We start from the raw sequence: 20502 nt of genomic DNA on the forward strand, positions 1-20502 counted from the left end.
CCCGGCACACCTAAAATGGTAGAGCGATGCAAGGTAGTATCATCGTCAACAAACCCCACCGGGTGGTATTGCTCACCGTTAATCAGTGCCTGGGCTAACTGACGGCCAGACGAGCCGGCGCCATAAATAAGCACCCGCTCTTTGTGGCCATTATTACGCTGCACTAAAAACATGCGCGCCAGCAAGCGTAAACCACCCGAGCTCACCAGCGCCAAAATGGCATAAACAAAGATCAGGTTGCCTTTTTCATGCACCTGTAATACGCCAAATAACAGCGCCAAAATAAAGGCACTACTAACAATACCACTTAACACCGCGCCCAATGCATGCTGGCCAATATAGCGGATAACCGCGCGATATAACCCCAGTTTGGTAAAGATAAACAGCGTAATTGGCAGCGTTATGGCAAATGCCAGCGCAATCTGCGGCACGTCAGAGCGCTGTTCTTGCTGCGTTAAAAAATACGCGGCAAACAGCGAGCTAACCAAAAAAAACATATCAGCGGAAACTGAAATTAGCCGTTTTACTGCCCTGGGCAAGCCCAGCAACCATGCCAGCATCTGTTACTCCAACCTTATATCGCCAATAGCGATGTATTACGTCTTACAAGTGTGCGCAAGTATAGCACTTGCTAAGGCAACACTTTAACCTGGTTTTTTGCCCAGCAAGGTATTAAGCCATATTTTAAAACCAGGGCCCAAGTGTTTATCGCGCAGGCCATATTCGACAAAAGCCTGTATATAGCCCAGCTTATTGCCGCAATCATGGCTACGTCCGGTTAAATGGTAAGCATTAACCGCTTCGGTTTCCATTAACAAGGCAATAGCGTCGGTTAACTGAATTTCATCACCGGCACCCACCGGCGTGCGGCGCAAACACTGCCAAATATGCGGGCTAAATACATAACGGCCCACTACTGCCAGGTTAGACGGTGCCTCTTCCACGGCCGGTTTTTCAACTATCGCCGTCATATTTACCGACTCACCAGGCTGCAACTTATGCCCTTCTACATCGGCTACACCGTAGCTGCTTACCAACTGCTGCGGCACCGGCTCTACCATTACCTGGCTGGTACCAGTTTGCTGGTAAAGTTTTACCATAGCAGCCAGGTTATCGTGACTTAAATCGCTGTCGTAGCTGTCGATCAGCACGTCTGGCAGCACCACGGCGAAAGGCGCATCGCCCACTAATGGCAGGGCACACAGCACAGCATGGCCCAGGCCTTTTGCCTCCCCCTGCCGCACATGCATAATAGTCACGTCTTTCGGGCAAATGGCTTGCACTTCGTCCAGTAACTGGCGTTTTACCCGTTTTTCCAGCATCGATTCCAGTTCAAAGCTTTTATCAAAGTGGTTTTCAATGCTGTTTTTTGACGAATGGGTAACCAGCACAATTTCCTTCATGCCAGCAGCAATACATTCCTGCACTACATACTGAATAAGCGGCTTGTCCACCACCGGTAGCATTTCTTTGGGTATTGCCTTAGTGGCTGGCAACATACGGGTACCCAGCCCGGCAACAGGGATAACGGCTTTAGTAACTTTCATTAATCTTCCTTACACTCTCGCCACGGCCTATAGCGTAATAACTAAAACCTTTTCTTGCCATCCGCTCCGGCTCATACAAATTGCGACCATCAAATATCACTGCCTGCTTTAGTTGCTGTTTAATCATATCAAAATCAGGCGCTTTAAATTGTTGCCACTCGGTGCAAATGATCAGTGCATCGGCATTTTTCAGTGCCGCCTCTTTGGTACCCACTAAAGTCAGATTATCTCTTACGCCATAAATACGTTGGATCTCTTCCATCGCTTCAGGGTCAAACGCCTGCACCGATGCACCTGCCTGCCACAACTGCTCCATTAGTACCCTGCTGCTGGCTTCACGCACATCATTGGTTTTGGGTTTAAAGCTCAGGCCCCACAGCGCGAAGGTTCTACCAGTTAAATCACTACCAAAATGTTGGTGCACCAACTGGGGTAAACGTTGTTTCTGCTTGTTATTAACGTTCTCTACCGCATGCAAAATATTCGGCTGGTAACCATTTTGCTCCGCGGTGCGAATAAGTGCCTGCACATCTTTAGGAAAGCAAGAACCACCATAGCCACAACCTGGGTAAATAAAGTGATAGCCAATACGCGGATCTGAGCCAATACCTTTGCGCACCGCTTCAATATCTGCACCTAACAGCTCTGCCAGATTAGCCATTTCGTTCATAAAAGAAATTTTGGTCGCCAACATACAGTTAGCCGCGTACTTAGTCAGCTCGGCCGAGCGCACATCCATAAAAATTAATTTTTCATGGTTGCGGTTAAAAGGCTCGTACAACTCACGTATCACGTCTTTTGGCTTGTCGTCATAGGTACCAACAATAATCCGATCGGGACGCATACAATCGGCAACCGCTGCACCTTCTTTTAAAAACTCAGGGTTTGATACTACGTCAAAGGCGATATCCACGCCACGACGGTCAAGCTCAGCCTTAATCATCAACCTGACTTTGTCAGCCGTACCCACCGGCACTGTCGATTTATCAATCACGACTGTCGAATGGTTTAAATACTGCGCAATAGTTTTTGCCACGGCTAACACATATTTTAAATCTGCCGAGCCATCTTCATCCGGCGGTGTTCCTACGGCAATAAACTGCACCTCGCCGTGTTCCACACCGACAGCGGCATCGGTAGTAAACTCCAAACGGCCTGCTTTAATATTGTCCTCTACCAGCGGTGCTAAACCCGGCTCATAAATCGGGATAACGCCTTGCCGCAGCTGGGCTACCTTATGCTCATCAATATCAACACACACCACATGATGGCCAACTTCGGCTAATACCGCCGCCTGCACCAGCCCAACGTAACCGATACCAAAAACCGTGACCTTCATTGAAATTCCTCAGCACACTGATGAGTTATGAGTGTTTAGTTATGGAGGCGGAGTTTACCTTAAAACCAAGCCCTAAGCACTCACAACTCATCACTCAACATTCACTACTAAACACTAATAACTACGTCTTTAACATAAACCGCCAGCGCCTGCTGCAGTGCTTGTTTGGCGCCGTTATCACCATGCACTATGCGCACTCTGTCAGGCACTTTATGCATCCGGCTAACAAAATTCACTAAACCTGTTTTATCAGCGTGGGCTGAATAGCCACTTAACGTAATAATTTCCGCCGCTATGGCTATGCGCTCGCCGTCAATATCAACATAACCACCTTTGGGGCCATATTGCTGTATCGCTGCGCCAAGCGTACCGCGCGCCTGATAACCAACAAACACCACCTGATGGGCGCTATCTGACAATAAGGCTTTTAAGTAATTCACTACCCGGCCGCCTTCGCACATGCCACTGGCAGCAATCACTATTGCTGGCTGGCGGCTTTGGGCTAAAAACTGCACCAAGGCCTGGTGCTGGGCGTGGTCATCTATAGTATGAAGCTGTTCAAAGCTAAGCGGATGTCGGCCTTGCTTCAGCCGGCTTTTCGCCTCGTTATCCCAGTAAGGCTTTAACTCACTGTAAGCCTGGTTAAAACGCGCCGCGAGCGGCGAGTCGACAATTATTTGCAGCTCATCCCACTTAAGGTGCTGGTGTATTTTCTGGCCACGCAAGCGGTGAATAATGGCTTCCAGCTCGTACAACAGCTCCTGGGTGCGGCCAATACTAAAAGCCGGGAACAATACGGTGCCATTATCTTTTAGCGAATGCAGCAGCACCTGCTCTAAACGCTTTATACGGCTGCGCCTGTCATCATGCAACCTGTCACCATAGGTGCTTTCGATAACCACTTCATCAGCCGCATAAGGCGCTTTGGGTGCCGGCAACAGCGGCGCGTAAGGCGCACCTAAGTCGCCAGAAAACACGGTTTTATAGCCTTTTTTAAGTGGCGTATTGTGCTTAAGCTCTACATAAGCCGAGCCTAAAATATGGCCGGCGTGCTGAAAGCGCAGCATAGGTGCCGCGCCGGCAAGTTCAGGCAAGGCCAGCCAGCGGTTAAAATCACAAGGCACTAACTGGCGGCGCAGCCGCGCCAACACGCCGTTTATCAGTGTAGGGTCGCGGCTAATACCCATCTTTACCGCGTCTTCCAGCACCAGTGGCAACAACACTGCCGAAGCCTGGGTGCAATAAATTGGCCCGCTAAAGCCAGCGGCTAATAAATACGGAATACGCCCCACATGGTCAATATGCACATGGGTAACAATAAGGGCGCGAATATGCCCGATGGCAAAATCAATCTGTGGCTTGCCCGCCGAGCCGCTGTTAGACACTTCAGCGCCCTGAAACAAACCGCAGTCAATCAGCAGGCCGTAATCGTCACTTAAGCGGTATTCGTGGCAAGAGCCGGTAACGCCATCTACAGCGCCGTGGTGGATGAATTTGGGTGTGGGGTATAACGTCATAGAAAATCCTTTTTTATGACTTCTCAGAGCGGCAATAATTGCCGCTCTCATTAGGCTAATGACTACTCACGGTTTGCTTGTGCCAACACCTCACCGAGCACACGACAACTCTTATCAATCTCTTCTGCCGTTAGGGTTGGATGCACTAACATCATAATGCTGGTTTCACCAAGCAGTTGGGCATTAGTCAAGCGTTCTTTTGGCCGCCATGGCGTGTTATCAAAGGCTTTCTCTAAATACACTTCGGAGCAGCTACCCTGATAACAAGGCACACCGCGAGAGACAACTTCATCAACTATGCGATCCCGGGTCCAGCCATCAGCTAATTGCTCAGGATTAACAAAGAAATAGTGCTTGTATTCAGCATGCTCATAATCTAACGGCACAGCCACCAAGCGTAAAACCGGATATTTAGATGCTATAGCATCCAGCTTGGCGGCATTTTGCTGGCGCAATTTGGTCCATTCAGCCATACGGCGCAACTGAATACGGCCAATAACCGCTTGCACTTCTAACATCCGCCAATTGGTACCGAAACTCTCGTGCACCCAGCGAAATCCTGGCGGGTGCTCGCGCTCGTACACCGCTTCAAAGCTCTTACCGTGATCTTTGTACGACCACATGCGTGACCAAAGCGTTTTATCGTTGGTAGTTACCATGCCACCTTCACCGCCGGTAGTCATAATTTTGTCCTGACAGAAACTCCAGGCGCCAATATGGCCAATTGAGCCGACAGACCGGCCTTTATACTTAGCACCATGTGCCTGCGCGCAATCTTCTATCACCGCAAAACCATGCTTAGCTGCAAGCGCCATAATGGGGTCCATATCAGCTGGCATGCCTGCCAAATGCACCACTATCACGGCTTTAGTATTCGGCGTTAGCACCTTTTCGATCGTCTCGGCAGTAATATTTTGGCTATTTAGATCCACATCAGCAAACACCGGGTTAGCACCGGCAGTTACTACAGACGACGCTGAAGCCAAAAAAGTGCGTGGCGTAACAATAACATCATCACCTACACAAACGCCCAAAGCTTTTAAAGCCACATCCAGCGCTAAAGTGCCATTGCTCAGCGCGACAGCGTATTTAGCGTCCGCCCAGGCAGCAAACTCCTTTTCAAACTCACGACATTCCTGGCCTGTCCAGTAATTAACCTTATTAGACAACACCACATCACGAACAGCATTGGCCTCTTCTTCAGTAAAGCTTGGCCAGGGAGAAAATTTAGTGTTTAACATAGCGCTCCATCACGACTTAATAATTTTTGCAGGCACACCCACCACAGTTACACCATCAGGTAGATCGTTAACTACCGCAGCACCTGCACCAACCATCACATTCTTACCAATACGCTTTAATTGAATAACAGATGCGCCTATTCCAACCCAACTGCTTTCACCAACCACAACACCGCCCGCCAAACCAGCGCCGGGGCTAATGTGCACGGCATCCCCCAAAATACAGTCATGCTCAACCACCGCATTTGAGTTGACAATGCAGGCAGCACCAACAACAACATCAGCGTTAATAACAGCACCGGCCATAACCACAGTACCCGCTTTAATAATGGCTGAACGCGACACTATGGCCGATAAATGCACGACAGTGGCAAGATTAAAGCCAGCACTTAATAGCTCGCGCTGTTTTGCCAGCCGAATTTTATTATTACCTATAGCAACAATAACCTCAGGCTTCTCATGCAAACCAAACAGGCTTTGAGTGTTGCCGATTACATCTGAACTGCCGTTTTTTGTTTTAGCTGGCCAGGCATCGTCGTAAAAAACCACCTCGTGCCACAAGCCCGTACTCAATGCCGCATCGGCAACCACCTTACCGTGGCCGCTAGCACCAACTATTGCGAGGGTTTTCATCTGTTACTACTGCCAGTAAATTTCGACATGGTAGCCTCACCTGCAGCAGAGATACCTTCGCGCACAAACACTTTTTTAACCGTTAAAAATAAAATTTTTATATCCAGCCAAATGCTGCGGTTATCTACATACCAGACATCTAACTTAAATTTATCTTCCCAGCTAATCGCATTACGGCCATTAACCTGTGCCCAACCGGTAATACCAGGCCGCACCTCATGTCGTCTGGCCTGCTCGGCAGAATACAAAGGCAAATATTCCATTAATAATGGTCTTGGCCCCACCAGGCTCATATCACCTTTTAACACGTTAATTAGCCCAGGCAGTTCGTCTAAGCTGGTAGAGCGTAAAATGCGGCCAAAGCGGGTTAAGCGCATTTCGTCGGGTAGCGGGTTACCCTCTTTATCAGTCGCATCCAGCATGGAGCGAAACTTCAGCATATTAAATGGCTTACCGTATAAACCAGGACGGACTTGCTTAAACAGCACGGGTGAACCGAGTTTAATTCTTATAAATAAAGCTACCAGAACAATTAATGGCGACAAAGCAAGCAAAGCAACCAGAGACACTATAAAACTAAAAAATCGTACCATTACATCCTCAACATCTCTTCGACTAAGTTAAAAATTTTCTTATACTCAACTTCCCGGTCAAATCGAATATCAGGTTTGAAATTTAACTCTAATCTGCGATTGTACATCGATAAAATTTTATCCGTTGCATCTTTAAAGTCGCCTGAAATGTAATTCTCGTGATCCTTACCTTGTAACAACTCCAGAACTTCTTCATTACGTTGACTGTTAAGAATTGGAATGCCAACACTCATAAAATCAGAAAGCTTATTTGTCACGGACTGCTTCGCAGCAGATGAAAGACAATTGACTGCAACATCACAACCTTTCATGAACGAATAAACTTCCCGTATATTCATAAAACCGTGAAAGACGACTCCATCTTTTGCAACCTTCTTGAGGTTCGCTTCGAATCCCCCGCCGCCAAAAATATGAAATTCTATAGGATAGCCATTAGCAACCAATGCATTAACAGCCCTTATTATAGTCTCAACATCATAACTGTAACTTAAGGTACCAATGTAAACTAATAAAAACTTTGCTTTATCCTTAACTTTAGGAACTGCGTTACGGATAAGCTCAAAATCGCTACCAATATATACCACTTCAGATAAAGCATGCTTATTCGCCACCCTCGCTCTATCCATATACGTTTTTGAAACAGCCACCAGACCGTCGGCAGAGGCATAAGCTTTATTCGCTTTGCTTGAGAAAGGCAGGTACTGAGGTGAGATATAATCGACCAACGGTATCGCTGAAGAAATAGACTCAGGCCATATATCTTGCACGTCGACTACCAACTTAAAATTCTTTTCTTTCTTCAACTTCCCCAAAATAACATTAGTCTCAATCAGCGGGTAAGCAGAATAAACGAGATCAAAATCAAAGTTTTCATTTAGCCATGATTTAAAACCATTGATAAAAACCCTGTGACTTATCAATCTGTTAAAAGAAACATTACTTTTATAGCCCGGCTCATCAATAAGACAAATTCTAAATGTCGAAAAACCGACATCCCCCCTATGAGCCTTGTCAAAATGCCTGAACTTACTGGTAACCAGTGTAACCTCATATAAGCCAGCCATCTGCTGAGCCAAATATAAAAACCGATTAAAATAAGGCTCCGAAGGCAATGAGCAGTAAGGGGCAACAATCAGTATTTTTTTCATATACACACTTCAATTATTCAAATATCAAGCTAAATGCCGCTAAGAGCGTCGAAAAGTTTATCTTCCACGTCATCCCAGAACACGTCTTCTTCATATTTACAAAAAGGTAAATTAATAATATCTTCGCCAATAGCACTACTCAACGTAACAGATATACTATCAACATCATACTCATCAACAAGCAATACGCTAGGATTTCTTCCTCTTAAACTTTCTGCCATTTTAGTGTTATTAGAAAATATAGGTACACGGCAAAATAAAGAACTTTCGAAATACTTATTTGATATAGCGTAGACAGAATTAAAATCCAAAGTCGGGTAAGCAGCCCAAACAAAATCTGTAACTTCATATATAAAAGGGAGTTCGTTATATTTATACCTTCCGAAAAAATGAACCCTCCCTTCAAGCCCCTCTGATATTACATAACTTTTCAAATAATCCAGGCTGGGTCCATCACCGAAAACAAATAACTTAACATCTAAGGCTCTAATCGATAGGATTAAATTACATAAAACTTCTGGGTATCGTACGACTCCAATCCAAGATATCGAAGCACTGCTTTCAATTTTCAATTCTTTTGCTAAGTCATACCACGAAGGCGAACTATCCAGAACTGGAGCAGAATATCTCGAAGGGTAATTTTCGTAAACAAGGTAACTCTGATTTAAATTATATAAATCTGGATAATATCTAGAGGCAAAAATCACAAAATCAGTATAGCTTAAACTAAAACCTTCTACCGTCTTTAGCAGTTTCAGTAGCAGCCTGTTACTGGAACTAGGCAAATCCAAACAGTCGTAAACAATTTTAGCTGTACTTCCTGTTATTTTTTTTGCAATAACAGCGCAAATTAAGGAATCCCAATGGCTAGCAAAAATAATATCCGGCGAATTATTTTCTACTACACGAACATTGTGTCTAATAAATTTTGGTAGTAAAAAAAGCTTTCCAAACCTATTCCCATACTTGATATTGCTATCTAATATATCATGACATTGCACAGAGTCATTCTTAGAAGCCCCTCGATTCCAAGCCGAGACATGCACTAAGTACTTTTTCGACAGTGACACTCTAAATCTTTCGGTTCGGCTATTAATAGGCCAAGTAGTGTCAATCATAAGCAATTTTTTCATTAAATATTTTCTAACCTAAGTAAAAACCATAAGACTGTGCGTTATAGACAATTGGAAAAACATAAAGAACATAAATTAGCGAGTAAAAGTTTGACATTACTCTTATATAGCCAAGCGACACAGAAAACCTGTAATTATAATACTTACATATGAGAGGAATAACCAAAACACATGAAATAAGATAAAAGTAACTCAAACGCCAAGCAATTATAGTAACACTTGAAAACAAAACAATTAATATCACACCAATAAAAAACAACTTAAACACATAATTATCAAATGCATCAACTAAAGACCTTCTAATGTTATATATCAATAATATAGTAACAACACCAAGGATTATCCTGGGATCGTAAAACTTCATAGGATATCCGTAATCATCAGAGGACATATAAGACACTATCATCCACGAAATAATATCCAACCCAACAAGCTTAAAAGCGTCTGCTATTAGAATTAACGGATTCATCGCAAAGCCAAAAAATATCGAAATACAAAAAACCGACATCAGTTGTCGGTAAGTCAATTTCGTTAGAAAGACCAGAAGCAAACAAATTGCAGAGCTGTGAAATGAAATTGCCAACAACAGAAACAGCAAAGAGATAATTTTTTTCGAGTAGTAATAATTAATGATAAAAAGCAACCCAAAAGCTGCGGCCACTGACACTCTTGAAGCATGCATATTCATTGTTAAAAAATATGGCATCCAGACCAGCAACGAAATAATTCGATAACACGAATACTTATGAATCACCCACACTATTGGAAACGCAGATAACAACGCCATGGAGAAAATTATAAATTGACCATCAAAGCCTGCGGCATTACCTACATACGATAGAATTCTGAAACCAGCCTCTGCATGTATAGTTGGATCAACAACATTTTCCCAGCTTGCTACCTTTGAATATAGTCGTAGATATGCATCATAATCAGCAGGACCAGTTCCTCCGACACGAAAAGCAGAAAAAATAAATAAAACAAAGGATAAAGATACAAAAACTAGTTTTTCAAACTTTGTCCTATCGTAAATAATTGAAGAATACAAACTAAAAAATATCAATAAGTATGGCAGCATAGAGTAACCATCATTTAGACAAGTATTATTTCACTGTTTAAAGAGTATCTAACAGCTTAGAAGACCAATGCGATAGAGAAAATTCAGTCTTAATTTTTCGATATGCTGCCTCAGACATTTTCGCATAATCATCTTCTGATAGTTTTAATGCTCTTTCCAAAGCAGAGTAAATGTCAAAGTCAAATGCTACTATGCCGTTAACTCCATCCGTTATAATTTTCTCATACCCGTCACCTGGAAAAATTATAGGCACTAAACCATGAGACATCGCCTCCAGTAACGCGTAGTTAGCTAAAATCACTTCTGCAGGGAACAAGAAAAATTTGTGTTTTACTAACTCAACGCCGATATCTTTTATGAAACCATCTACTGAAACAACATCACCAATATCAAGTTCTTCATAAAGTTCCAAAACATCATTGGAATAGGATTCTCCTCTCACACCGTATACAACATTGGAAATAGAGTTAAATCCAAAGATAGAAGCAGAAAACACAAAATTATTTTTCTTAAGAGATGAAAATGCCTCAACCAAAGACTTGACGTTGCGACTTTCGATAACAGCATTAGCATATATAAAATCTTTACTTATCTTTGAGCGCGAATGATAATTATCTTCAACTGGCACACAATTATAGATGCTTACTACTTTAGCAAGTAAATCCTCTCCAATAGATTTAATTGAGTCCAAATGATGAACTTCTTTAGCAAAGATCTTATCAGAAAGCCTCAAACTCTGTCTTGTAAGCACCTTCTTCACATTAACGAATAGACTCAAGAAGAAAGACTTGCGATTGAAGTGGGTTTTGTCGCCCTTTAACTCCCCACCTATCAGCCAGAACCTTACTTTAACACCAAGAACCTTTGCTACAAAAACATAGTATAAAGACAATATGGAATAATCATAACAATCAATGAAATCTGGATTATAGGTCCTTATGGTTTTAGCATAATTGTACATACGCGAAAACGTACCCTTTCCAGCGAAATGCATGTCAAAATCGCTACCATAACCAACATAATCAGAGTTGATTAAGACCCTCGGGTGAACACCAATCGAACTATAAGAGTCCATCATATAGGTATATTTTTCAGCAAAAAAAGGCAACCCGACAATTAATATCTTTTTCATGAAACGCTCTACATTATCAGAATAATACTGAATCGATACCCATTGTAAGCAGCCAAGCAATGTTGCTTATTCAAAAATAAAAACCACAGTAAGAAGTCACTTGACCATAAATATCTTTAGAAGAAAACGCTGACAAAAAAAACCAAGTCTAGTCAATATCATTTTCCATTTATTAATATTGTATTAACCCCCCCAAAAAAATTATGTTTCAACAACACTATCGGTTAGCGATAAACAATAGATATCTAACTCCTTGTTAATTTAATCGTATGCAGTAACTCATACGCTTCTTTTCTGAAGAATACACCTACCAAAGGTATAAAACAAAGCCAAATAACGACATATGTATAAGTGCCATATTCTGGACTCAGCAATGTTACTACAGTCAAGAAAAGTAAAAGTACTACAAAAAAATATATTTTTGCTCTGGGGAAGGATCGCCAGATAAAAGATGAAACCTCTGTTCTCATAATAAAGAACACTACATAAGCGATTGCATTGCTTACTACAGCACCTGCAGCGCCAAATAGGGGCACCAACTTAATACTCAGCAATACGTTTACTACAAAAGCAGCCAGTGTTATCCAAATAGTAAGACCGGTACGTTTAGTAATGCCAATACCTACGCAAGTCACTTCTGACAAGGTGTACATTAATGGCGCTATCAGTGCGCACAGCAATAAGTATTTTACAGATGCGTAGCCTTGTGGCAGCAGATAGTCTGTTATCCAGGAAAAAATGCCACACAAGGCACAAATCACACAAATTGCCATCAGCACCTGCTTGCTTATTGCATGAACTTTTCCCATATCAGCACTCTCTGCATGCCATCTATATACCGTTGGCGCCCATATAACTGAAAACACAGACTGGAAAATACTGGCAGCAGCGGCAAAGCTGGCAGTGACTGAATAAAGGCCTAACTCGGATAAAGGTGCATACATTCTCAGCGTGACGGTACTGGTCGCCATTAGGCCCCAGTATATAACTCCGGAAAATACAAGCGGCACGCCAAAGTTCAGCAGCTGTTTCCCGCTCTCAGAGTCCGGCCTACTTCGAAAGGCACTTTGCCATTCGTTGCGTGTGTTCCAGGCGTAAACGATCAATACCGTTGACGTAGACGCAAGGAATGCTAACTGTAAAGTAAGGAACTCTCTGGCAATACCTGAAAATATAATAATGCCCACTGCTACCAGCATAACTAACTTAGGAATAATTTGGCTCATTGAATACGCCAAGCCACGTTCTTGCATTCGTAAGATAAGTGAGAGAAACCTGGAAATAAAAGCCGTTATTACACAGTACAGAGTTATCCAGAAATACCTGCCCGCCTCCTCACCATACATTAGCAGAGATATGTCCTTTGCAAATACACCACAGCATATCGCCAGTATCGACAACAATATCAACCCCGGCCAAAGACAAGCCTTTAGCAGAGCAGGTTTATCTTTCGTCTCGTGATAATGTCTGACATAGGCCTGATCCAGCCCCAGCATACAAATCAGTAGAGCCAGCGATACCGTCACATTTAATACATTTAAGCGGCCAATATCTTCCATACTGAACGCCCAGGCCAATACCGGAACGGTAATAAGTCCCAAAGCTGCTGCACCGATCGGCCCTAACGCAAATAAAGTAACGTTTCTTAAATTCAAGTAATATACTCTAAGTTTTTAAGACAGCAGAAAACATAAATAAATAATTAATCTGCCCGAGGCCCAACGTGATAGCGCACTAATTTTTCTGTGTTTGAATCTATGACTGCTCTAGACCAGTGTGTATAAAGCGCTTTTTTATTAGCTTTTATGTCCGCTTCGGTTAATGGCGTCGACAACAACTCTGGATGACTTTCTAAATCCGATATTTTATTTACGACAGCACCAATACCTACAAAGTAATCATAAAGTGGATTATCTTCCCTTAAAAAAACTCTGGCACCGAGATATACCATCATAATAATATTACCTAAAGCTTGCTGCCTTATGTGGTTCATAACTACAAAACCACAATTCATTAACAGAGTTGAATATTCATCCAGAGGCATAAACTCTAATACTGGTTTAAATGCATGTTTAAAAAAATCTCTACCGTAATCAACTACGTAATCTTTGTATGATTCATCGCCATAGCTCAACGGTACATATACATCCCGTACGGCATTAATCCTACTTAAAGAAGTCGATATAGTTTCGAATGCTTCTATATGATTGTTAGTATATGTAGCACTATTGCCAATTAAAATAGCATTACCAGTTACAGTTTTTCCTAGGATATTTTTCGCATGGAAGTCTTCTAGAGAACCATAATTCCATTGACAAAAATCCGGAACATGATGCATCAGTTTTAATTGCTCTATAAGTTGATACTCACTATGCAAAACAGGTGAAAAGCTGTTGAATTTTGAAATTGCTTTTTTCTCAAAAAACATTAAATACACAGCCTTAATTATTTTCTTAAATGGAGAATAATCTGCTTTTTCAGATTGTAAAGATTGATGAATAAGATCTTTTATTTTTAGCGTCGCTGGCAAAATAAAATTTTTCTTATTATCGGAAATATAATCATAGTAATCAAAACCCCAACCAAGCCATGCCAACTTAGTTTTTTTTGACGAAAACAAAATTATGGGATACAAAAAAATTGATAAAGAATGAAATACAATAAGGTCAAAATTTCTCAACTCTCTGTAGAAAGAAAACCTGAAAAAATCAGACATTGAGAAAGACCTTTCAAAACGGTGTACGTCTGTTCCTGAAGATACATTACAAGAATGCAACCAAACAGAGTTTTGCTGAGGGAAAACCCGCTCAAACGATGACACTGCTTCATTCAAAAATACATTTTTTGAACTGATATGTAGTATTTTAACCATTATTATTTTAGTCAGTTAGCGTTATATTCTGCCAGAAAATCCACTTCCAGCTGGAGGGCTGTTTTCTTTCGTTCTTTAATAAATTTTGCGGGGTTACCCGCATAGATGCTCCACTCGGGATATTCACCTTTTGCAAGACTCAATGCGCCTAAGGCAACACCCTCATACAGATGAGCACCTGGCAGAATAACGGTGCCGCAGCCAATAATCACATGTTTTTCTATTACAACGGGGCTATGAGTTACTTTCTTATATTTTCCCGAAATGCATGGATTAGTCATGGATGCTCCGGAGTAGTCGTCACTAGAACTATACACCGACACTCTGGATGACAGGTTGGAAAAGTCTTGAATAAGTATGCTACCTGCGCCGATCAAACTGCTGTAAACGGCAATATGTATATGACTACCTATTCTTATACCTCCGTCACCAGCAGACAAAACTGCAAAATCATCTATACGGACGTTATCACCCAAGCTAATGTTCGACGCATTGTAAATGCTTGCTTTATCAGAAATACGAACATTTTTACCAAGCGATTTAAAGCCCAGAGACTGTATCTGCTTATCATTAAGCGTTGGCATATATTGCTTTCCCAACTTCAGAAATGATTAGTGAAACGTCTTCTGATGACAGGGCATAATAGAGCGGCAAACACAGCGTCCTATTTGATAGCGATTCAGATACAGGACATTGCGCGGCGTACTGATCTTTAAAATTCTCGACCAGGTTTAATGATGGTGAAAAATAGCGTCTTGCGGTTATGCCATTTCTTGCCAGGGAGTTAAGTACCTGAGTACATTGGATATCGTCTTTAAATGTGATCGGAAGATAGGCCCCATTTTTTGTCGCGTGACTTCTCCAGATTGGTTGATAACCTAAGCTTTGTAAACCATCACAATACTGTTCATAAAGTGCAATACGATGTGACAGGATCTGGTCAATATCATCCAATACGGCAAGCCCCATAGCGGCATGTACTTCGCTCATTTTTGTATTAATACCGGCGTCAACGATATTGCCTGTAGATGTATCAATGCCAAAATTGGTCATTAAGACGGCGCGCTCGTAGTCGTCACTATTTTTAAATATAACAGCTCCGCCTTCAACACTGTGAAACACCTTGGTAGCATGGAAGCTTAGGGTAGATGCATCGCCATAATTCAGTACGCTATTACCATTTACCTTAACCCCAAAAGCGTGGGCGGCATCGTAAATCACTTTAACTTTGTGCTCTTTGCCTATTTGCTCAAACGCTTCAACATCACAAGGGTTACCGTATACATGCACTGGCACTATCGCTGTGGTGTCGGTATCTATGGCCTGGCGAGCTTTATTCGGGCATAAGTTATAACTTAGCGGGTCAATGTCAGCAAACTTGGGGGTTATACCTTCCCATGCCAAACTACTGCTGGTGGCGATAAATGTAAAAGGCGTAGTTACCGCATTGCCTTTTAAATTAAACACTTTATAGGCAAGTTGCATAGCGAGAGTGCCATTAGCCACTGGCAATAAGTTTTTTACGCCCAGATATTCTTCCAGCCGTACTTTTAGTTCCTGAACTAAAGGGCCGTTGTTTGTTAACCAGGCTTTGTCATAAACGCGTTCAAGGTACTTGGTGTATTTTTCAAATGCAGGTAAATAAGGTTTATTAACTGGAATCATTTTGCTTTCACCAACTCAGCTAAATACTGGCCGTAGCTGTTCTTCGTCATAGTATCGGCAATCCGGCTAATATCCGCTGCTGATAACCAACCATTAATAAAAGCAATCTCTTCAAGCACTGCGACTTTAAATCCCTGCCGGTGTTCAATCGTTTGCACAAACGATGATGCCTCAAGCAGGCTGTCGTAGGTGCCGGTATCCAGCCAAGCAAAACCACGGCCCAGCATTTCAACCTGCAAATTTCCGCGCTTTAGATATTCGCGGTTAACACAAGTAATTTCCAACTCACCCCGTGCTGACGGCTCGATTCGTTTGGCTATGTCGATAACATCATTATCGTAAAAATAAAGCCCGGTTACCGCATAGTTAGACTTTGGTTTGGCCGGTTTTTCTTCTATAGAAATAGCTTTTTTGTTTTCGTCAAACTCCACCACGCCAAAACGCTCGGGATCGCGCACCTGATAACCGAATACCGTCGCCCCTGTTTTTCTGGCAGCTGCTTGTTTTAACTTGGGGCTAAAACTCTGGCCGTAGAAAATGTTATCGCCCAGCACCAGGCATACATTATCATTACCGATAAATTCTTCACCAATAATAAAGGCTTGGGCCAAACCGTCCGGGTTTGGCTGTGCTGCATAGCTAAGATGAATACCAAAGTCACTACCATCGCCCAGTAAACGCTGGAATGCTGCTTGGTCTTCCGGTGTGGTAATGATCAGAATATCTCGTATACCAGCCAGCATCAGCACCGACAATGGATAGTAAATCATCGGTTTGTCATAAACTGGCAACAACTGCTTAGATACACCACGGGTTATAGGATACAAGCGTGTACCCGAACCACCGGCTAATACTATACCTTTCATTTGCTAAGCTCCTTGCCCTAAACGCTCCAGCTTGTAGCTGCCGTCCAGTACTGCCTGCCACCAGTTTTTATTGTTTAAGTACCACTGCACGGTTTTGCGTAAGCCGGTTTCGAAAGTTTCTTCGGGCTTCCAGCCAAGTTCACGTTCTATTTTGCTGGCGTCAATAGCGTAGCGTAAGTCGTGACCAGGGCGATCGGTTACGTGAGTGATGAGTGATGCGTGTTTAGTGTTGAGTGGGTAACCGCGCTCATGCATTGGTGCCAGTTCGTCCATCAGCTCACAGATGGCATGCACCACTTCGATATTTTGTTTTTCGTTGTGGCCGCCGATGTTATAGGTTTCACCAACTACGCCCCCGGTTACTACCTTGTACAAAGCACGGGCGTGATCTTCTACGTAAAGCCAGTCGCGCACCTGGTTGCCCTTGCCGTACACCGGCAGCGGCTTGCCAGCTAAGGCATTTAAAATAATCAGCGGTATCAGCTTTTCCGGGAAATGGTAAGGGCCATAGTTGTTAGAGCAATTAGTTACAATAACCGGCAAGCCGTAAGTACGCTGCCAGGCCCGCACTAAATGATCTGAACTGGCTTTACTGGCCGAATATGGGCTGCTTGGCGCATAAGGTGTAGTTTCAGTAAACAAATCATCAGTGCCATGCAAATCACCGTACACTTCATCGGTAGAGATATGGTGAAAACGAAATGCCTGTTTACGCTCTTCCGGTAAAGCTTTCCAATAATTACGCGCAGCCTCCAGCAAGGAGTAAGTACCAACAATATTGGTTTCAATAAAAGCTGCCGGGCCATCTATAGAGCGGTCGACATGGCTTTCAGCAGCCAAATGCATAACGGCATCAGGTTGATGCTTTTCGAATACTGCAGCCATTGCCGTTGCATCACAAATATCTGCCTGGACGAATGTGTAACGAGTATTATCGGACACATCAGCTAATGAGTTTAAATTACCGGCATAAGTTAATTTGTCGAGGTTAACGACTTCGTTATTAGTGTTAGTACAGATATGGCGGACTACAGCAGAACCGATAAAACCCGCACCACCAGTAATTAATAGCTTCATTGGATCTCCACACCAGATTTAGCCAAAGCCTCCAGTACAGAAACAAAACTAGCCTCAGCCATGTAGGGGTGCATAGGTATGCTAAAGACCTGTTTTGCCAGCTTAGATGCTGTTGGGAAGTCTGCATCAGTGTAACCCAGCGCGCTAAAGGCGGTTTGTTGGTGCATGCAGGTGCCGTAGTAGATCATCGTTGGCACACCTTGCTCTTTGCAGCTGGCCATTATTGCATCCCTGTTATCGCTGACAAGGGTGTATTGTGCCCAAGAGCTTGTATACCCCTGAGGTATATGAGGCTTAAGGTAATTTCCTGTTAATTGAGTACTATACAGTGCCGCTAAACGGTTTCTATTAACAAGCTCCTGCGGAAATTCAGCAAGTTTCTCCAGCAAGATAGCTGCTTGCAACGTATCTAACCGACTGTTAACACCAATGCGTACATTGTCGTATTTGTCTTTGCCCTTGCCATGCACCCGATATGAACGGAATAAAGCCGCATACTCATCGCTGTTAGTAAAAACAGCACCGCCGTCACCATAACAGCCCAATGGTTTAGCCGGGAAAAAGCTGGTGGTGGCCATATCGCCAAAACTGCCGGCACGTTTGCCATTTATTTCGCCGCCGAAGCCCTGCGCCGCATCTTCAATTAGCTTTAAATTGTATTTAGCAGCTATTTTTTCGAGCTCAAGATAATTGGCTGGTAAACCAAACAGGTCAACAGCAATAATCGCGCGCGGTGTTAACTTACCCTCTGCTATCACCTGTTGAATGCGCCGCTCTAAATCTTTAGGGCAAATATTAAAAGTGCGCTCGTCTGAGTCGACAAACACTGGCGTAGCACCGGCGTAAGCGACTACTTCGGCCGTGGCGAAAAAGGTAAAGGTGGGGCAAAACACCGCATCACCAGGTTTAATATCCAGTACCATCATGGCAAGTTGCAGTGCATCAGTTCCGTTAGCACAGCTGATACAATGCTTTACACCTACGTACTCTGCCAACTTAATTTCGAGTTCCTCAACCTCTGGCCCCATTATGTAGTTGCCATGGTCAAGAACTGTTTGAATACGTTGGTCAATACGCTGTTTTAAATGCTTATACTGCGCGGCTAAATCAATAAACTGCATGTTAGCTAACCTTGCTTAACAAATTGTTTTTAAGAATGTAACGGTCGCCAGTGTGTTGACATAGCGCCTCGCCCTCACCTGTCACAGGCAGGTTTAACCGCTCGCCAAACTCGCTCATCCAGCCGACTTGTTTAGCAGGTACGCCGACCATTAGGGCATATGCAGGCACATCTTTATTAATAACAGCGCCGGCACCGACAAAAGCAAATTCACCTATAGTGACGCCACAGACAATAGTGCAATTAGCGCCTAACGTAGCGCCCTTTTTTACCAGAGTGTCGCGGTATTCGTTCTTACGCTCAATTAGCGAGCGCGGGTTATATACATTGGTAAACACCATACTAGGACCGCAAAAGACGCCTTCTTCTAAGTGCACATTGTCGTACACTGATACGTTGTTCTGGATTTTGCATTTGTCACCAATGGTAACTTTATTGCCGACAAAGACGTTTTGACCAAGTGAAACGCCTTTGCCAATTTTAGCGCCGCCACAAACGTGAACAAAATGCCAAACGCGTGAGCCTTCGCCAATAAAGGCGCCATCGTCGACAATAGCGCTTGGATGCGCTTGATAATCAGCCATGGCTATCTCGTCAGTTTGGTTACAAAAGGATGATAATCGCCGGTTAACGGGCTGATAGGGGCGTTACGAATATTGGCTACTGTTTCAATGGCTACCCTATTTTCCTCTAAACCAAAGCCGCGGCCAGCGAGAATTTCGCGATAACTTACGGTGTGTAAATCGGTAAAGCCATCAGAAAACTCGATAGACTCGCCATCAGCGGTAATAGCACGATATGTGCGCTGGCCAGCCGCACGCACCTCTGCCGGTATATCATTAACATCTACCGATAAGAACCAGCGCACCCGGGCTTTTTCATACTCTAAGTAACCGGCGGCTTTGGTTGGCGAGTTAAAGTGCACTTTATTGTCTTGTAGCTTGCCAAACACAAAATGCAGCATGTCGTAAAAATGCACACCGATATTAGTGGAAATACCGCCGGATTTTTTATCATCGCCTTTCCAGGATTGCAGATACCAGTGGCCGCGAGACGTAATATAAGTTAGATCAACATCAAACTTTTTATCCGCCGGGCTGGCGGCGACTTTTGCTTTGAGTTCAATAATGGCCGGATGTAAGCGCAACTGCAAAATAGTATTCACTTTACGACCAGTTTCACGCTCAATTTCCTGCAAACCATCGATATTCCATGGGTTGAGCACTAACGGCTTTTCACAAATGGCATCAGCACCGGCACGTAAGGCAAAACGCATATGCGAGTCATGCAGATAATTTGGCGAGCAAATGCCAACATAATCCACTTGCTTGCCATTGTTTTCGCGACGTAACTTGTCTATATGGCGATCAAAGCGTTCAAATTCCGTAAAAAAATCCGCATCTGGGAAATGGCTATCGATAATACCCACAGAATCGTTTTTATCTAATGCAGCAACCAGATTATTACCTGTTTCTTTGATTGCTTTCATATGACGTGGTGCTATGTAACCTGCTGCACCAATTAACGCAAAATTTTTCATA

General features: G+C 43.2%; 20 protein-coding genes. All 20 read right to left on the minus strand.

Annotated elements, in window-relative coordinates:
* Positions 1 to 560: nucleoside-diphosphate sugar epimerase/dehydratase (locus tag RNAN_RS06225; RefSeq protein WP_040551820.1), on the minus strand; the 560-nt coding region annotated here is incomplete at its 3' end.
* Between the two features lie 84 nt (positions 561 to 644).
* Entirely contained in the window at positions 645 to 1547 is a 903-nt protein-coding gene (gene galU, locus RNAN_RS06230; RefSeq protein WP_008219932.1) for a UTP--glucose-1-phosphate uridylyltransferase GalU, read from the minus strand.
* Positions 1534 to 2886, minus strand: a complete 1353-nt coding sequence (locus RNAN_RS06235) for a UDP-glucose dehydrogenase family protein (protein WP_008219933.1) — start codon at positions 2884 to 2886, stop codon at positions 1534 to 1536. The genes galU and RNAN_RS06235 overlap by 14 nt, the downstream gene beginning before the upstream one ends.
* Positions 2887 to 2993: 107 nt before the next feature.
* Positions 2994 to 4403 (minus strand): MBL fold metallo-hydrolase RNA specificity domain-containing protein, encoded by a 1410-nt coding sequence (locus tag RNAN_RS06240; protein ID WP_008219937.1) that lies wholly within the window; start codon positions 4401 to 4403, stop codon positions 2994 to 2996.
* Between the two features lie 62 nt (positions 4404 to 4465).
* Positions 4466 to 5644 (minus strand): DegT/DnrJ/EryC1/StrS family aminotransferase, encoded by a 1179-nt coding sequence (locus RNAN_RS06245; RefSeq protein WP_008219939.1) that lies wholly within the window; start codon positions 5642 to 5644, stop codon positions 4466 to 4468.
* A 9-nt stretch (positions 5645 to 5653) separates the two neighbouring features.
* Complete coding sequence (locus RNAN_RS06250) at positions 5654 to 6277, minus strand: acetyltransferase (RefSeq protein WP_008219940.1); 624 nt, start codon at positions 6275 to 6277, stop codon at positions 5654 to 5656.
* Positions 6274 to 6870, minus strand: a complete 597-nt coding sequence (locus RNAN_RS06255; protein WP_008219942.1) for a sugar transferase — start codon at positions 6868 to 6870, stop codon at positions 6274 to 6276. The genes RNAN_RS06250 and RNAN_RS06255 overlap by 4 nt, the downstream gene beginning before the upstream one ends.
* Entirely contained in the window at positions 6870 to 8018 is a 1149-nt protein-coding gene (locus RNAN_RS06260; protein ID WP_008219943.1) for a glycosyltransferase, read from the minus strand. The genes RNAN_RS06255 and RNAN_RS06260 overlap by 1 nt, the downstream gene beginning before the upstream one ends.
* Positions 8019 to 8047: 29 nt before the next feature.
* Positions 8048 to 9151: a glycosyltransferase family protein gene (locus RNAN_RS06265; RefSeq protein ID WP_008219944.1), complete on the minus strand. Its 1104-nt coding sequence runs from the start codon at positions 9149 to 9151 to the stop codon at positions 8048 to 8050.
* A gap of 10 nt (positions 9152 to 9161) precedes the next feature.
* A complete protein-coding gene (locus RNAN_RS06270) occupies positions 9162 to 10229 on the minus strand; it encodes an EpsG family protein (protein WP_008219945.1) in 1068 nt (355 codons plus the stop codon).
* Positions 10230 to 10266: 37 nt separating this feature from the next.
* Positions 10267 to 11361 carry a glycosyltransferase gene (locus RNAN_RS06275; protein WP_040551830.1) on the minus strand — a complete coding sequence of 365 codons (1095 nt, stop codon included), beginning with the start codon at positions 11359 to 11361 and terminating at the stop codon, positions 10267 to 10269.
* Positions 11362 to 11606: 245 nt separating this feature from the next.
* Complete coding sequence (locus RNAN_RS06280; protein WP_040551821.1) at positions 11607 to 13016, minus strand: lipopolysaccharide biosynthesis protein; 1410 nt, start codon at positions 13014 to 13016, stop codon at positions 11607 to 11609.
* Between the two features lie 47 nt (positions 13017 to 13063).
* Positions 13064 to 14077: a TDP-N-acetylfucosamine:lipid II N-acetylfucosaminyltransferase family protein gene (locus RNAN_RS06285; RefSeq protein ID WP_040551822.1), complete on the minus strand. Its 1014-nt coding sequence runs from the start codon at positions 14075 to 14077 to the stop codon at positions 13064 to 13066.
* Positions 14078 to 14244: 167 nt separating this feature from the next.
* On the minus strand, positions 14245 to 14817 hold the full coding sequence (locus RNAN_RS06290) for an acyltransferase (protein WP_040551823.1): 573 nt from the start codon (positions 14815 to 14817) through the stop codon (positions 14245 to 14247).
* Entirely contained in the window at positions 14804 to 15898 is a 1095-nt protein-coding gene (locus RNAN_RS06295; RefSeq protein WP_008219950.1) for a DegT/DnrJ/EryC1/StrS family aminotransferase, read from the minus strand. Before RNAN_RS06295 ends, RNAN_RS06290 begins: the two co-directional genes overlap by 14 nt.
* Entirely contained in the window at positions 15895 to 16764 is an 870-nt protein-coding gene (rfbA, locus tag RNAN_RS06300; protein WP_008219951.1) for a glucose-1-phosphate thymidylyltransferase RfbA, read from the minus strand. Before rfbA ends, RNAN_RS06295 begins: the two co-directional genes overlap by 4 nt.
* Positions 16765 to 16767: 3 nt before the next feature.
* The gene (gene rfbB / locus RNAN_RS06305; RefSeq protein ID WP_008219952.1) at positions 16768 to 17841 is read right to left on the minus strand and encodes a dTDP-glucose 4,6-dehydratase; all 1074 of its coding nucleotides are present in this window, start codon (positions 17839 to 17841) and stop codon (positions 16768 to 16770) included.
* Positions 17838 to 18962, minus strand: coding sequence for a DegT/DnrJ/EryC1/StrS family aminotransferase (locus RNAN_RS06310; protein ID WP_008219954.1), 1125 nt, complete (start codon positions 18960 to 18962; stop codon positions 17838 to 17840). Before RNAN_RS06310 ends, rfbB begins: the two co-directional genes overlap by 4 nt.
* A 1-nt stretch (position 18963) precedes the next feature.
* A complete protein-coding gene (gene wbpD, locus RNAN_RS06315) occupies positions 18964 to 19545 on the minus strand; it encodes a UDP-2-acetamido-3-amino-2,3-dideoxy-D-glucuronate N-acetyltransferase (protein WP_008219956.1) in 582 nt (193 codons plus the stop codon).
* A 2-nt stretch (positions 19546 to 19547) separates the two neighbouring features.
* Positions 19548 to 20501 carry a Gfo/Idh/MocA family oxidoreductase gene (locus RNAN_RS06320; protein ID WP_008219958.1) on the minus strand — a complete coding sequence of 318 codons (954 nt, stop codon included), beginning with the start codon at positions 20499 to 20501 and terminating at the stop codon, positions 19548 to 19550.
* Position 20502 lies beyond the last annotated feature (1 nt).

Origin of the sequence: Rheinheimera nanhaiensis E407-8 (assembly GCF_000296695.1) — a bacterium.
Lineage (GTDB): Bacteria > Pseudomonadota > Gammaproteobacteria > Enterobacterales > Alteromonadaceae > Alishewanella > Alishewanella nanhaiensis.